The organism is Beggiatoa alba B18LD (assembly GCF_000245015.1).
In the GTDB taxonomy this organism is placed as follows: Bacteria; Pseudomonadota; Gammaproteobacteria; order Beggiatoales; family Beggiatoaceae; genus Beggiatoa; species Beggiatoa alba.
Genome location: NZ_JH600070.1, coordinates 736,153 through 751,223, shown reverse-complemented (window position 1 = coordinate 751,223; position 15,071 = coordinate 736,153). Strand labels below are relative to the sequence as shown.

Genomic DNA, 15,071 nt, shown 5'->3' with positions numbered 1-15,071 from the left:
GTTTAGAGCGGTTTTGCACGCTTTCTCATTGTGGGCAACAAATCTTGTTGCCCTTTTCTTTCTTATACTGTTTTTATAACTGATTTATTGATGTTATCTCATGATTACCTTACGCAATTTATCCCTACAACGTGGGACCAAGCTTTTACTCAATAATGTTGATTTAACGCTGTTTCGTGGGCAAAAAGTTGGCATTGTAGGGTCAAATGGTTGTGGAAAATCCAGTTTATTTAGTTTATTACTGGGAGAGTTACACGCTGACCAAGGCGATATTGATTTACCCCCCGTCCTAAGCATTGCGCATGTTGCCCAAGAAACACCCGCCCTTACAGTTTCTGCGATTGAATATGTGTTAGCAGGCGATGCCGAATTAAAAAGTATCGAGCAGGCTTTAGTGATTGCACAACAAAATCACGACGGAATGCATGAAGCTGAATTACATGCCCGCTTTGATGCAATCGGCGGTTATACCGCCCGTTCTCGAGCAGGACAATTATTAAGCGGTTTAGGATTCGCACCTAATGATGAGGAAAAAGCAGTTAAAGATTTTTCAGGCGGTTGGCGAATGCGCTTGAATTTAGCAAGGGCGTTAATGTGTCGTTCCGATTTGCTGTTATTAGACGAACCGACAAACCATTTAGATTTAGATGCAGTATTTTGGTTTGAACAATGGTTAAAACGCTATGAAGGCACTTTATTATTAATTTCACATGACCGTGATTTTTTGGATAATGTTATTGATACTATTGCGCATTTCTATCAACAACAAATAACCCTTTATACGGGGAATTATGAATCTTTCGAGCGTCAACGAGCCGAAAAATTAGCATTACAACAAGCGGCTTATCAGAAGCAACAACGAGAAATTTCGCATATTCAATCTTTTGTCGCGCGTTTTCGCTATAAAGCCAGTAAAGCCAAACAAGCACAAAGCCGTCTCAAGGCATTAGAGCGGATGGAAGTGATTAGTGCTGCCCATATCGATTCCCCGTTTAATTTTGAGTTTTTACCGCCCCCGCAAATGCCACATACCTTGGTTAATTTAGATAAAATTAATATAGGTTATGGTGAGCAAACCATTCTCACGCAAGTGATTTTACGCATCGCCCCAGGTTCGCGTATCGGTTTACTGGGCCCAAATGGGGCGGGGAAATCGACGTTTATTAAATTACTTGCGGGTGAATTATCACCACTGACAGGACAAATGAGCCAAGGAGAAGGGCTACGCATTGGCTATTTTGCACAGCATCAATTAGAGCAATTACAGCCCCATGCTTCTCCTTTGCAACATATTCAGCAATTAGACCCTTTCGTCTCTGAACAGGTCATTCGTAACTTTCTGGGCGGATTTAATTTCATTGGCGATATGGCAGTCGCGCCGATTGCCCCGTTTTCAGGGGGGGAAAAAGCCCGTTTAGCTTTAGCCGTTTTAGTCTGGCAAAAACCTAACCTGTTGTTATTAGACGAACCAACAAACCATTTAGATTTAGATATGCGTGATGCGTTAAGTATGGCATTACAAGAATATACAGGCGCATTGGTGATTGTTTCCCATGACAGACACTTAATCCGTAGCACAACGGACGATTTAGTGCTGGTCGCCCAAGGGTGTGTTAAACCTTTTGAGGGCGATTTAGACGATTATCGTCAATGGCTGTTAGAACACCGTGCCAATGAACGCAGTCAACAGCGTGAGGTTAAAACGCCCAGTGATAACGCGCAACAACGGGCAGAGAAGAAACGTTTAGAAGCGCAACAACGGGAACAGCGTCGTCCTTTACAAAATAAATTGAAGCAAATCGAGAAACAATTAGATAAATTAACGGTGGAGAAAACCACGGTTGAAACGTTGCTAGCCGATCCTGCAATTTATGACGACAAGCAGAAAGTACAAACTTATATCCGTCAACAAGCAATGTTGACAACACAATTACAGCAAGTTGAGGAGGAATGGCTTACATTAACGGAGATGTTGGACAATTTAGAAAGTTGAGAATAAATATAAGATTTTAATCAATGCTATTTATTCACATGACAATGTATTTTTCTTTTTTCGTGAAAAATAAGTAAGTTTATGATAGAAATTAATTTTTTATTAAAACATTCATAAGCTCATTGATTCAAAATTTTTATCGAACCCATGTATAAAGAGAATATAAGAACATGATGATTAAAAAAATAATTCGGTGGACAACAGGCATTATTTTAAGTGGTTTACTGGTTGCCTGTAGTGAAGATAACACACCGACCCCATTGCGAATTGGGACAAATTTCTGGGCGGGTTATGAACCCCTTTATTTAGCACGCAGTTTAAACTATTTAGATGATAATAAGGTTCGTTTGGTCGAAAACTCATCAACTTCGCAAAGTCTCCGTAATTTTTTAGATAAACATATAGAAGGAGCTGCATTAACCTTAGACGAAGTGTTAGCACTCCAACAAACAAATACTGATGCTTGTATTGTCCTTGTAATGGATATTTCAGAGGGTGCTGATGCAATATTAGGTAAACCCAGTTTACAGAATTTACAAGGTTTAAAAGGGGCACGTATTGGGGTAGAAAATACAGCCGTTGGCGCTTATACCCTTGCCCGTGCGTTAGAATTCGCCAAGCTCAATGTCACCGATGTCACTATTGTTTCACTAGAAGCAGATAAACACGAATTTAGCTATTTATCTAATCAAGTAGATGCGGTTGTGACTTTTGAACCGATACGTAGCCATTTACTTGCCGCACATGCGATTCAACTATTTGATAGTAGTCAGATTTCAGGAGAAATTGTAGATGTTCTTATTATGCAAAAAAGCTACTTAGATAAGTATCCACAACAAATTAAATATGTCGTTGATAATTGGTTTAATGCATTAGATTACTTTAAACAACATAATGAAGATGCTATTACTCACATGGCACCCCGTATGAAATTACCCGTTGCGGATGTCATGCCTATGTACAAAGGACTTACTCTGCCTGACCGCCAAAAAAATCGCCAATTACTCAGCAAAACCGCGAATAACCCCGAGCCATTACGCCAAACTTTACGCCAACTTAATACCATCATGTTGGCGCAAAAACTCATTAAAAAATCCGTAGATGTTGACCAAATCTGCATTTATAACCACGCATTATAAATAAGCTAACTGTCGGGGGTTATAATGCAATTCTTACATTCACTTAATTTTAAAATTATCTTTCTTATCCTTGCCTTAGTTTGTGGGCAAAATGCCTATCTTTTCTATCAAAGCCTACATCAAGCCGATATACGCATTGAACAAGCCATTGCAGATAATTTGCGTTTTCGTTTAGAACATTTAAACGAAAGCCTTTCCTATTTAATTCAAAAAAATGACTTCTTACGTATGCAAGAAGAAGTCGTTGGCATGGGGTCAGACCCAACCGTAAAAGTTGCTATGTTATTGGATGAAAATGATATTATTTTAGCCTCTTTACGTCGTGGGGATTTAGATAACGAGTTATACACTGCCTTAAAACAATATACGGAGGACATTTGGCAATCTAAACAACTTGAACAAGATATGAAACTTGTCCGTACAGAAACCCAACGCACTATTATCGGTTTTAGTGAAGATAATAATGGCGTTTATGGCATTTACCCTATTGCTTTAGGGCGACACGTTGACAGCATTCGTCCAGACCGCATTGGCTTACTTGTCTTATGGCAAGACCTCACAATGCCTAAAACAGACATGCGAAATGAATTATTCGAACAAACCTATAGTGCTGTGATTGCCATCTTACTGAGTGCAAGTATTATTCTTATCATGTTAACAATCTGGGTTATCCGCCCTATTAACCAGATGAATATGGCAGCACAACACTTAAGTACGCGCAACTGGGAATATAGCCATCAACTACCATTACAACGGACAGATGAAATAGGTCATCTTGCTCAAGCCTTTGCACGCATGAGTACCCAGCTCAAACAACTATTTAACCAATTAGAAGCCAAAGTCTCAGAGCGAACAGCTCAATTAGAAGCGGCAAATCAAGAAATAACTAAATTAAACAAAAAGTTGCAAGCAGAAAATATGCGTATGGGGGCTGAGTTGGAAGTAACCCGTAAATTACAACAGATGGTTTTACCTCATCCGCAAGAATTAGAGAAAATTGATGACTTAGATATTGCCTGTTTTATGGAACCTGCTAACGAAGTCGGCGGTGACTATTACGATGTCTTGCAGTATAACGGGCACGTTAAAATCGGTATTGGTGATGTCACAGGGCACGGCTTAGAAAGTGGCGTATTAATGCTAATGGTACAAACAGCAGTTCGTACCTTACTCCTAAATAATGTCACAGACCCTAAAGTTTTCATGAATTTACTAAATCGTGCGTTATACGAAAATATTCAACGCATGAAATCGGATAAAAATTTAACTTTATCCATTCTTGATTACTCTCAAGGAAAATTTTCCCTCTCAGGGCAACATGAAGAAGTGTTACACGTACAACGTAACGGCACGATTCAACGAATTGACACCTTTAATTTAGGGTTTCTAGTTGGTTTAACGGAAGACATCAGTAACTTTGTGGACAATATGGAAGTAGAGCTACAAACAGGTGAAGGCATTGTCTTATATACAGATGGTATTACAGAAGCCCGTAATGCTACAGGTAAACTGTACAGTATCGAACGTTTATGCCAAATTATTAAAACTCATTGGCAAGGCAGTGCAGAAGCGGTGAAAGATGCCGTAATTACAGATGTTCGGGAACACATTGGCAACGCGAAAGTCTTGGATGATGTCACATTACTGGTGATTAAACAAAAAGTGTGTCCTAACGCTAAATCATCAGTACCGATTAGTTTACAAAATCTTCAAGTATAGCTAACGGCTGCGAAAATCTACCAAAAAACGATGGCTTTTTGCCTGTTATAGTAAACGCACTATAAAACGGTACGAAGGACTGCCAGTCCTAAATTTAAATTACTTTATGGTACGGTTACTATATCTTATAGACTCGATGTTGTTTAATGTTGCTGAAAAAACTCATCAACCCTATAATTAACCGGGATTAAAACAGGATAAATATAGAGTAATTAATTATGTCTCCTTCAGCACAACTTATCGAACAATTAGATAAAGCCGCCTATATTCGCGCAAAACGTCAACGCATGGGCTTGAGTCAACAAGCATTTGCCACTTTATTAGACATGAAAGAAAACGGGGAGCGCACAGTACGCGGTTGGGAAAATGGGGAACATGTACCAACCCCTGCTAAATTTAATAAAATCTTGGCATTACCTGAACACGCTCCTTTTCGACATTCGCAAAACAGCCCTACCAATTTTCGCTTTATTGATTTATTTGCGGGAATCGGTGGCATTCGCTTACCGTTTCAAGAGTTAGGCGGTAAATGCGTTTTTAGTTCTGAGTGGGACAAATTTGCGCAAGTCACCTATGCCGCGAATTATGGTGAAGTTCCCGCTGGCGACATCACTCAAATTCCAGCCAAGAATATTGCTGACCATGATGTCTTATTAGCAGGTTTTCCGTGCCAAGCTTTTTCTCAAGCGGGTCTGAGACAAGGTTTTTATGATACCCGTGGCACAATGTTTTTTGAAATTCAACGGATTTTAGCGGAAAAACGTCCTAAAGCATTTTTATTAGAAAATGTAAAACAGTTACGCGGTCATGATAAAGGGCGAACCCTTGCGACTATTTTGGCAATTTTACGCGGTGAGCATCAAGGTTTAATTCCTGATGACGTGCCAATGAGTGAAGAAGCACGTGATGCATTGGGACAACCGCTTAATTATTGGGTTGATTTTCAAGTGTTGCGTGCCGCTGATTTTGGAGTTCCGCAAAATCGAGAACGTATTTTTATTATCGGTTTTGATCGAGATTATTTTGGACAACAAGTTAATTTTTCAAAATTATTAAAATGGCCCACGCCCAGCAAAACACCTACCCGCTTAGGCGATATTTTAGAGGATTTGAGCCAATTACCTGCTAGTGAAGACTATTTCACAATTTCTGATAAAATTTGGCAAGGGCATCAACGGCGTAGAGTGCAACATGCAAACAAAGGTAATGGGTTTGGTTATACCTTGTTTGATGAAAATAGTCCTTATACAAATACTATCAGTGCACGCTACTACAAAGATGGTTCGGAAATTTTGATTAATCAAAGCAAATTAGGACGTAATCCAAGGCTTTTAACGCCACGAGAATGTGCGCGTTTACAAGGATTTCCTGAAGAATTTGTCGTCGATGCTGTGTCACGACGACAAATTTATCAACAAATCGGCAATTCTGTTTGCGTTGTAGTGATTCGTGCGGTTGCTCAAGCCCTCATCAATGCGATGCAACAAGCTGAACAACAAAAAGCAGGTTTAGCTGCTTAATTATAACGGCGGACAATTAAACTTTCCCAAAAAGAATTCGTTGCGCGCCATTGTGAATAATTGCGTGAATTACCTTCATACATTCCACTGTCAAAAAAAACTGTACCTGCTTGTACCAATTGCAACCAGTTTTCAAAACTTAAAGGCGCGCCGAAAGCGATTTGATAATAAACGCCAGTTTCGTCGCGCTCACATTTAAACCAACCCTTTTGCTTAAATTTATCTTCTACTTTTTTACGCAGTGATTCGCGCTCCCAACGCGCTAAAATCAAATGGTTCACTTGCATTGCAGAGGGAATAAATGCTGTTTTATTCTCACGTTGATCTTTTTCAAAGTCGTAAATAATCACTATATTTTGTTGTTCGTCAATTGATAGTGTTACGCCAAAACGATTAGTTTGATTAATTTTCGGAATAGGTTCGCCTGACCATTAACAACGACCTCCTTTTGCTTCATTGGGTTTACCAAACGTTTTGATAAAGTCGCTACGTGAAAAATGATAATTTGGATCTTTAAAAATGTAGTAGTTGGCAGACCAATCCCCAAAAGTGGTTTTGCTTGTGGTCGCATTTTTCATTTCAAAGCCCAATAAATCAGGCTCGGTCTTACGATTAGCAGGGACTCCCATTTGTTGTTCTAACCAATGCCCCTCACGTCCATCATGATGACTGTTTGCTTGGGATATGTTAGGTTTCTTACCTTTAACATTTTCTCGAAATAACGCAACAATTTGTAATTCTTCCGCAGTTACTGGAAAATTAGGATGTTGACACATTTTGTTTTACCTCTATAGTAAACGCACTATAAAGCGATGTGGAGGACTGCCAGTCCTAAATTTAACCTGAGTTCGGCGATATTTTTTAAAAAGACAAGCATTTGTCTGAATCAGAATTAACAAGATTTAAAACCTTTAAACCAAGAAATTAATGTGAATCGCGCTTTTTAATTCTGCTAATTCTGAAAATTCTGTGAATTCTGATTCAGACAAAAAAAGACCTGCTAGGTTTTCTTAAATTTAAACCACTTTATGATACGTTTACTATACTTAAACTCTCCGATTATCTGATACGATGACATAAAAAAACGCGCTGAGTAAAACCCAGCGCGTTTTCTATCTCAACTGATAAAAACTCTCAGCGATTATAAGCTGTAGTACATATCAAATTCGACAGGGTGAGTGGTCATCCGTAAACGGGTGACTTCTTGCATCTTCAGCGCGATGTAAGCATCGATCACATCATTTGTGAACACACCACCCGCTAATAAGAAGTTGCGGTCTGCATCTAAGTTTTCTAATGCCATATCTAATGCATGACAAACCTTAGGAATGGTTTTTTCCTCTTCTGGGGGTAAGTCATACAAATCTTTATCCATAGCATCACCAGGATGAATCTTGTTTTGAATCCCGTCGAGACCCGCCATTAACATGGCAGCAAATGCTAAATAAGGGTTAGCAGTAGAATCAGGGAAACGAACTTCGATACGGCGAGCTTTCGGGCTGAATACGAAAGGAATACGGATAGAAGCAGAACGGTTGCGGGCAGAGTATGCCAACATCACAGGGGCTTCAAAACCAGGTACTAAGCGTTTATAGCTGTTGGTGCTGGCGTTGGTGAACGCATTTAAGGCTTTCGCGTGTTTGATGATGCCACCGATGTAATATAAAGCGGTGTCAGATAAACCTGCGTATTTATCGCCTGCGAATAAGTTCACGCCATCTTTGCTTAAAGATTGGTGAACGTGCATCCCGCTACCATTGTCACCAACTAAAGGTTTAGGCATGAAAGTCGCGGTTTTGCCGTAATTATGGGCAACATTCAGAATAACATATTTCAGAATTTGCACTTCGTCGGCTTTTTTCACGAGGGTGTTAGCACCCACACCGATTTCACATTGACCAGCCGTTGCGACTTCGTGGTGATGAACTTCTACGTTTAAGCCCATTTCTTCTAAGGCTAAACACATGGTTGCACGGATGTCGTTGAAAGAGTCAACGGGAGGAACGGGGAAATAACCCCCTTTAACAGTAGGACGGTGACCAAAGTTACCATCGCTGTAAGCTTTTTCAGAGTTCCAGCCAGCTTCTTGGGAGTCGATTTGATAAGAACAACCGCTAATATCAGCTTTCCAACGAATGTCGTCGAAAATGAAGAATTCATTTTCAGGACCAAATAAAGCAGTGTCAGCAATACCAGTGGATTTTAAGTAGGCTTCAGCACGTTTGCCTAAAGAACGAGGATCGCGCTCATAACCTTGCATGGTTGCAGGTTCAACGATGTCGCAACGTAAATTCAGCATGACTTCTTCAGAAAACGGATCAATAACTGCTGTTGAGTCATCAGGCATGAGAATCATGTCAGACTCGTTGATGCCTTTCCAGCCAGAAATAGAAGAGCCGTCGAACATTTTACCGTCAACGAAGACATCTTCTTTAATGGCGTGATAGGGAACAGAAACGTGTTGTTCCTTACCTTTGGTATCTGTAAAACGAAAGTCTACAAACTTAACATTATGTTCCTTAATTAAACTTAAGGTTTTTTCACCTGCCATAGTGGACTCCTGACAATAAGGTATTAAATAAGTCTTACGTTTTTATAACGTATTGATTGCAGAAATTAAGCAATTATTAATCGCGTTTAAGACTGCACGATTTTATAGAAAGTCTAAGTGTACTCTTTCGCTCAAAATTTTACACTAATGATTGAAGCACAAAAAGATAAAAACCTAAGTCTCATAAAAAAGAACTTAAAAAAAGTAGGGTTAAGAAAGGCTCTGCAATTTTATGCAGTCACAAGGAAGAGGAGGAATGACGGCTAGAAAAGGCTTATTCTTTTAACGCTTGATACGTAATAAGTCTTAACTAGCTAATAAACAAAAACTATAGATTTTAACGAAAACGGTTAACGGTTACTGCTATAAAACCATGTCCATCATTAATTCAAACTCGGTGGAAGCCTCATTAATATTGACCGTATAAACCCCTGCATTAAGACCTTGTAAATTCAATGGAATAATTTGCTCAATGGTTTGTGGTTGTTCTACACAGTGTGAATTTGTTTGTGGTGCAGACAGCAGGGTTAAATTAAACGTGCTGTTTTGTCGGTCTTCAGAAATATCACCAACGGTTAAACAGCTATTAGGAACAGTTACTTGTGCGACCACATTAATTTGTAATGGATAGGTTTCTAAAATAGAAATATCTACTTTTTGAATCTGAATATTCTGCTGTACCCGTTGGCTTAAGTTGGGGGTTGTTGCTTGAGCAATGGATTTAGTCGTTACAGGTATGTCCGCATTTTGTTTATCACCACTGGGCGGAGCGCAAGTGGTTAAAAAAGAAATAGGGATGAGCAATAACATCACAACGAGGGGATAAGGCATGTGCGGACTCCTAACCAGCAACACTTGTAAAAATTTAAAAGTATAACGTTTTTACGCTTGTCTCTCTTGAATAAAGTCGCGCATTTTATCATGAATACTCAAGCCCACTTGTAAAGCAATGTCTAATAATTTTCCGTATTCACTGGTGTCTTTATTCACTTGTAGCGCATGTAATGTGGTCAAATCACAATGAAATTCTTCAGGATTAAAAGTTGGATTTTCGCGGAGGATTTTTTCTGTGTTCAATGCCCGAATGAGTTCGGTATGAATAATTTTTAAAGCCGCTAAAATTTGTTCTCGATCATTCAAGTCAACAGGATTGCCGACAGATTGAAGTTTATCTAAAACGAGGATGTTATGCAGGGTTTTATTAAAATTATCAACTTCCTGTAATAACGCAAATAGATGTTTATAATGCTTTTTCCGATGTTGTTGGCGGTAAAACATTAATACGCCCGTCCCAAGCAAGACCAGTAAAACCAGCGCAAACGCCCATAATCCTGTCTGTTGTTCCGTTACAGTGAAGAGGCTGATAACTGCCAAAATTAAAGCAATTGTTGAGCCTAACATAAATATGTTTAACTCTAAGTTTTTTCTTAGAAAGTGTAAATATTGGATGCCTGTTAAAGTCTGTAGGGTCTCGTTATCTAAGTAAAGAGTTTGTACTTCTAGCGGTGCGGAAAGTGCTAAGGGTGAAGGTTTACCTGTCCCTGCTTGGCTAAATAGATGGCGAAAAAATCCCAATGCAAAGAAAATCATTAAACTGATTGCACTGAAAAATAAAACGAACTCTAAGAAAACACGCCAAAACATGAAATTTTCCTCTATTCGTTGTAGTAACACATCTCCGCACCTTGCAATTGATGGTGTGGTGGATGAGCAAAGCCTGAAAGGGTATAAACGCCAAATAAGATAATGAGTACGCCCACCCCACGCCGTATTGCAATGTGTTTTGTGATGCGATTGAGCCACACAGCCGTCGCTCCCATCGTTAAGAGCATGGGTAATGTGCCTAAGCCAAAGAATAGCATTAATAAACTACCATCTATCGCATTGCCTGTGGCGAGGGCTAACATCAATGCAGTGTAAACTAATCCGCAAGGTAACCAACCCCAAATAATGCCCAATCCTAAGGCTTGCACGGGATTTTTAACAGGTAAAAAGTAGCGGCTAATGGGTTGAATTTTTCGCCATAATGTCGCACCTAACTTTTCAAATTTCGTTAAAACTTGCCACCAACCGCCCAAGTATAACCCCAGTAATATCATAAAAATACCTGATATAACCATGCCAACTAAATGGGGTTGGGGTAATTGTTCAGTAAATTGCCCGCCTAAAAAACCAGCAATCCCTCCCGCAAAGGCATAACTGCCTAAACGTCCTAAATTATAAGTGAGCAAGTAAGGCATTAAACGCATAGGAGATTGATGCGTAGTTGCAGGCAACCCCATCGTCAACGCACCCACAATACCCCCACACATACCAACACAGTGAATAGAGCCTAATAATCCCGTTAAAAAAGCAGAAAGGCTGTAAAGTTCTAACATCATCATTATAAAGTCATCAAATGTTTAACCCATTTATTGCGGGTCAACATTAAAAGAAAGGGAAACAGGTTGACCATTACGTAAAACTTTCACCGCAATTTGGTTGGCTGAGGCTAATTGTTGCATCAGGCTTAACCCTGTTAGGGGGGAATCTAAAACCGTGCCATTTATTTCGGTCAAAATATCATCTGTTTGTAACCCAAATTTTTCAAACACGCTGGCATCGCTACTTGGCTTTAAACGCACGCCGATAAATTGCCCATTATCATAAGCAGGGATAGCTTTTGCTAAACGCATCAATGCGGCAGGATTGGTTTTTAATTGCTGTTGATAATTACCTAATAATTTTTCAGGCGTTAATGTATTTGTGCTGTTATTATCAGCTGTTACGCCTGTTGAATTGCTATCAACCGATATAGGTAGCGGTGGCGGGGAAATGGAATTAGATAAATTATTGGTCTGATTGACAGGCGCGAGTAACTTATTATCAGCAGTGCTATTGATTAAACGCAAGGTTTCATAACGTCCATTACGCATTAAAATAACATATTTCGCATGGACTTGATGCAATGTAACACCCGCTGGCAAGGTCTGACCTACCTTATAATGCAAGGTTTTCCCCCCTTTATCAGGTGTTGCTATCATCGCATAGGATAAATCAGGGTTTTCACTATTAAAATAAACACCATACAATTTTAAATTTAAAGGAGTATCAGGCGGTGTACCCGTCATTGTGGGGGCTACCGTTGTGGCGGAAAGTCCAAATAAACCCGTAATGGCTTCTGCTGTTAACTCAGTTGGTTTCGTCGCTACGGGTGATTGCGCTGAACTTTTCGGTAAGCCTTTAGGAATCATAGTTGTTGGCTCATCCAACCAAGATAAGGCTAATTTAACCACTAAATAGCCAATAACTGCCGATAAAAGAATATTAACCACAATCGCCAACTGTGGGGAAAATACCCGTGTTACCCCAGACAAAGCCGTTTTTGTCATACAAACAACCTTAACCTACTAAGAAAATTTAAGCCGTTTTGCTTCATAATCGATTCGCAACAAAAAGCCTAACATCACACAATTCACAATCATACTCGACCCGCCATAACTCATTAACGGCAAAGTCAGCCCTTTTGTGGGTAATAAACCCAGATTAACACCCATGCTAATACTAGTCTGTATTCCAAAACAAAGCCCAATTCCATAAGCAATATAAGCCGCGTAATGCATTCCATGTCTTTCTGCATTCAAGGCAATTGTAAAAGCTCGATAAACCAGAAAAATAAATAAACCAATAACGAGTAATACCCCAAACAAGCCAAATTCTTCCGCCAAAATTGCAAATAAAAAGTCGGTATGTGCTTCAGGTAAATACGTTAATTTCTGCACGCTTAAACCTAAACCAACGCCAAAAAACTCCCCCCGACCAATTGCAATTAATGCTTGTACTAATTGGAAACCTTTATCGAACGGGTCAGCCCAAGGGTTCATAAAGCTGGTTAAACGCTGAATCCGATATGGTGCAATAATCATTAATAAAATTAACGCAAATGAAACAATCACTATCCATGAAACAAATTGACGTAAAGGTACGCCCGCTAAAAATAGCATTCCTAAAACTGTTCCAAATAATACCACTGTTGCCCCATAATCAGGCTCAAGCAATAGCAAGCCAGTAATAACACTGACAATTGCCATCGGCTTCATAAATCCGCTTAAAGACTCTTGCACCTCATGACTGCGCCGAATCAAATAGCCTGAGACAAATAAAATCATAAATAACTTCATCGGCTCAGAGGGTTGAACACTTATAAACCCTAAATTAAACCAACGCATACTGCCATTGACTTCATGCCCTATACCAGGAATAACCACTAATAACAACATAAACATACCGATAAACAAAAACGGTACGCTAACAGTTTGCCACCAACGCAAAGGAATCTGCATGGCTAACACTGTAAAGACCAACGCAACAATGATATACGCCACTTGTCGCCAAAAATAATATAAAGGGTCATTAAATTGCGTGGTTGCAATCGTTACCGAAGTTGAAGCAACCATTAACAAACCAAAAAGTAATAACGCAAGACTGCTTAAAATCAGGGGATTATCGTAAATCGTTAAAGAAGGAGGTTGAAGCCGTGCCATAATCAGGAGGGTTTAATCATGTCTAAAAACAACCCATACTAATAAGTTACTGTATAATACGCAAGTATTTATAATAGTTGTTGATTTTAAATATTTTAAAAGCGATATCCCAAATAATCTTGATTCAGAGACTAAAAGACCTACTAGGTTTTCAAAACCTAGTAGGTCTGTTGGAACAGGCGAAAAGTTCTGACTAGACAAGATTAAAAACATTGTCTGAATCAGAATTCACAGAATTTTCAGAATTAACAGAATTTAAACCCTTAAACCAAAAAATTAATGTGAATCATGCTTTTTAATCCTGCTAATTCTGAAAATTCTGTGAATTCTGATTCAGACAAAAAAAGACCTACAAGGTTTTCAAAACCTAGTAGGTCTATTTCAATACACATCAAAATCAAGCGAGGACTGCCCGTCCTGTATTGAGCGTTACCTTATGCGCCCGCCCGTTGTTCTAAAATTTCCACGGCGGGCAGTTTTTTCCCTTCTAAGAATTCCAGAAAAGCCCCGCCCCCTGTGGAAATATAAGAAATTTTATCCGCAATGCCATATTTATCAATCGCGGCTAACGTATCGCCACCACCCGCAAGAGAAAACGCAGGACTATCGGCAATTGCTTGCGCTAAGGCTTTTGTGCCTGCACCAAATTGGTCGAATTCAAACACCCCAACAGGGCCATTCCACACAATCGTCCCCGCTTTTTTCAATAATTCGGCAAATTGGGCGGAAGTCTCAGGGCCAATATCGAAAATCATATCGTCGTCAGCGATTTCACCAACTTTCTTTAACATTGCGGTCGCACTTTCACTGAATTCTTTGCCAACAACAACATCGACAGGGCAAGGAATATCGCCACCTTTGGCTTTAGCTGCGGCGGTTAAACGTTTAGCTTCATCAACTAAATCGGCTTCAAATAAAGATTTGCCAATAATATTGCCTTGTGCCGCAATGAAAGTATTCGCAATGCCACCGCCAACAATCAATTGGTCAACAATGCCTGATAAAGAATCTAAAACCGTGAGTTTGGTAGAAACTTTAGAACCGCCAACGATGGCAATTAAAGGGCGAGCAGGATTTTTTAAGGCTTTGCCCAAGGCTTCTAATTCATCCGCCAGCAAAATGCCTGCACAAGCAACGGGTGCATATTTCGCTACGCCATGCGTAGAGGCTTCGGCACGGTGAGCAGTTCCAAAGGCATCCATCACGTAAATATCACATAATGCCGCCATTTTTTTCGATAACTCGTCATTATTTTTCTTCTCGCCTTTGTTAAAGCGCACATTTTCGAATAAAACGGCTTCACCTTCTGCAACACTAAATTGTCCGTCTAACCAATCCTTAATTAAGCGCACAGGTTGACCCAGCAAAGTGCCTAAATGGTCGGCAACAGGTTGCATAGAAAATTCTTCGTTATAAATGCCTTCTTCAGGACGACCCAAATGCGACATTAACATGACTTTCGCGCCTGCTTGGAGCGCGTGTTTAATATTGGGTAATGCTGCTTGAATACGCGCATCACTGCTGACTTTGCCATTTTTAACAGGTACGTTGAAATCTTCCCGAATTAACACCCGTTTCCCTGTTAAATTTAACTCGGTCATTTTTAAAATGGACATACCAAACTCC

The 15,071-nt window shown here is 39.7% G+C and carries 11 protein-coding genes and 1 pseudogene; 4 read left to right on the top strand and 8 right to left on the bottom strand.

Annotated elements, in window-relative coordinates; genetic code table 11:
• The first annotated feature begins 100 nt into the window (after window positions 1–100).
• The 4 genes from BEGALDRAFT_RS03045 (at window position 101) to dcm (ending at window position 6,371) form a co-directional block, all read left to right on the top strand.
• The gene (locus BEGALDRAFT_RS03045) at window positions 101–1,993 is read left to right on the top strand and encodes an ATP-binding cassette domain-containing protein (protein ID WP_002683538.1); all 1,893 of its coding nucleotides are present in this window, start codon (window positions 101–103) and stop codon (window positions 1,991–1,993) included.
• Between the two features lie 170 nt (window positions 1,994–2,163).
• Window positions 2,164–3,132 carry an ABC transporter substrate-binding protein gene (locus BEGALDRAFT_RS03040; protein WP_002683536.1) on the top strand — a complete coding sequence of 323 codons (969 nt, stop codon included), beginning with the start codon at window positions 2,164–2,166 and terminating at the stop codon, window positions 3,130–3,132.
• 24 nt (window positions 3,133–3,156) lie between these two features.
• Window positions 3,157–4,851 carry a SpoIIE family protein phosphatase gene (locus tag BEGALDRAFT_RS19045; protein WP_002683534.1) on the top strand — a complete coding sequence of 565 codons (1,695 nt, stop codon included), beginning with the start codon at window positions 3,157–3,159 and terminating at the stop codon, window positions 4,849–4,851.
• 218 nt (window positions 4,852–5,069) lie between these two features.
• On the top strand, window positions 5,070–6,371 hold the full coding sequence (gene dcm, locus BEGALDRAFT_RS03030) for a DNA (cytosine-5-)-methyltransferase (protein WP_002683532.1): 1,302 nt from the start codon (window positions 5,070–5,072) through the stop codon (window positions 6,369–6,371).
• Here dcm and BEGALDRAFT_RS19480 read toward each other — a convergent pair.
• From BEGALDRAFT_RS19480 to BEGALDRAFT_RS02990, 8 genes and pseudogenes are all read right to left on the bottom strand, one after another.
• Window positions 6,368–7,147, bottom strand: a pseudogene (locus tag BEGALDRAFT_RS19480) (LlaMI family restriction endonuclease). The gene dcm and the pseudogene BEGALDRAFT_RS19480 sit on opposite strands and share 4 nt — an antisense overlap.
• 365 nt (window positions 7,148–7,512) lie before the next feature.
• The gene (glnA, locus tag BEGALDRAFT_RS03020) at window positions 7,513–8,922 is read right to left on the bottom strand and encodes a glutamate--ammonia ligase (RefSeq protein ID WP_002683530.1); all 1,410 of its coding nucleotides are present in this window, start codon (window positions 8,920–8,922) and stop codon (window positions 7,513–7,515) included.
• A gap of 363 nt (window positions 8,923–9,285) precedes the next feature.
• Window positions 9,286–9,753: a hypothetical protein gene (locus tag BEGALDRAFT_RS03015; RefSeq protein ID WP_002683528.1), complete on the bottom strand. Its 468-nt coding sequence runs from the start codon at window positions 9,751–9,753 to the stop codon at window positions 9,286–9,288.
• Between the two features lie 51 nt (window positions 9,754–9,804).
• Window positions 9,805–10,566 carry a hypothetical protein gene (locus BEGALDRAFT_RS17780; RefSeq protein ID WP_002683525.1) on the bottom strand — a complete coding sequence of 254 codons (762 nt, stop codon included), beginning with the start codon at window positions 10,564–10,566 and terminating at the stop codon, window positions 9,805–9,807.
• Between the two features lie 11 nt (window positions 10,567–10,577).
• Window positions 10,578–11,306, bottom strand: coding sequence for a sulfite exporter TauE/SafE family protein (locus BEGALDRAFT_RS03005; protein WP_002683523.1), 729 nt, complete (start codon window positions 11,304–11,306; stop codon window positions 10,578–10,580).
• A gap of 27 nt (window positions 11,307–11,333) precedes the next feature.
• Complete coding sequence (locus BEGALDRAFT_RS03000) at window positions 11,334–12,293, bottom strand: type II secretion system protein N (protein WP_002683521.1); 960 nt, start codon at window positions 12,291–12,293, stop codon at window positions 11,334–11,336.
• Window positions 12,294–12,311: 18 nt separating this feature from the next.
• Complete coding sequence (ftsW, locus tag BEGALDRAFT_RS02995; RefSeq protein ID WP_002683519.1) at window positions 12,312–13,445, bottom strand: putative lipid II flippase FtsW; 1,134 nt, start codon at window positions 13,443–13,445, stop codon at window positions 12,312–12,314.
• 434 nt (window positions 13,446–13,879) lie between these two features.
• Window positions 13,880–15,061 carry a phosphoglycerate kinase gene (locus BEGALDRAFT_RS02990; protein ID WP_002683517.1) on the bottom strand — a complete coding sequence of 394 codons (1,182 nt, stop codon included), beginning with the start codon at window positions 15,059–15,061 and terminating at the stop codon, window positions 13,880–13,882.
• Window positions 15,062–15,071 lie beyond the last annotated feature (10 nt).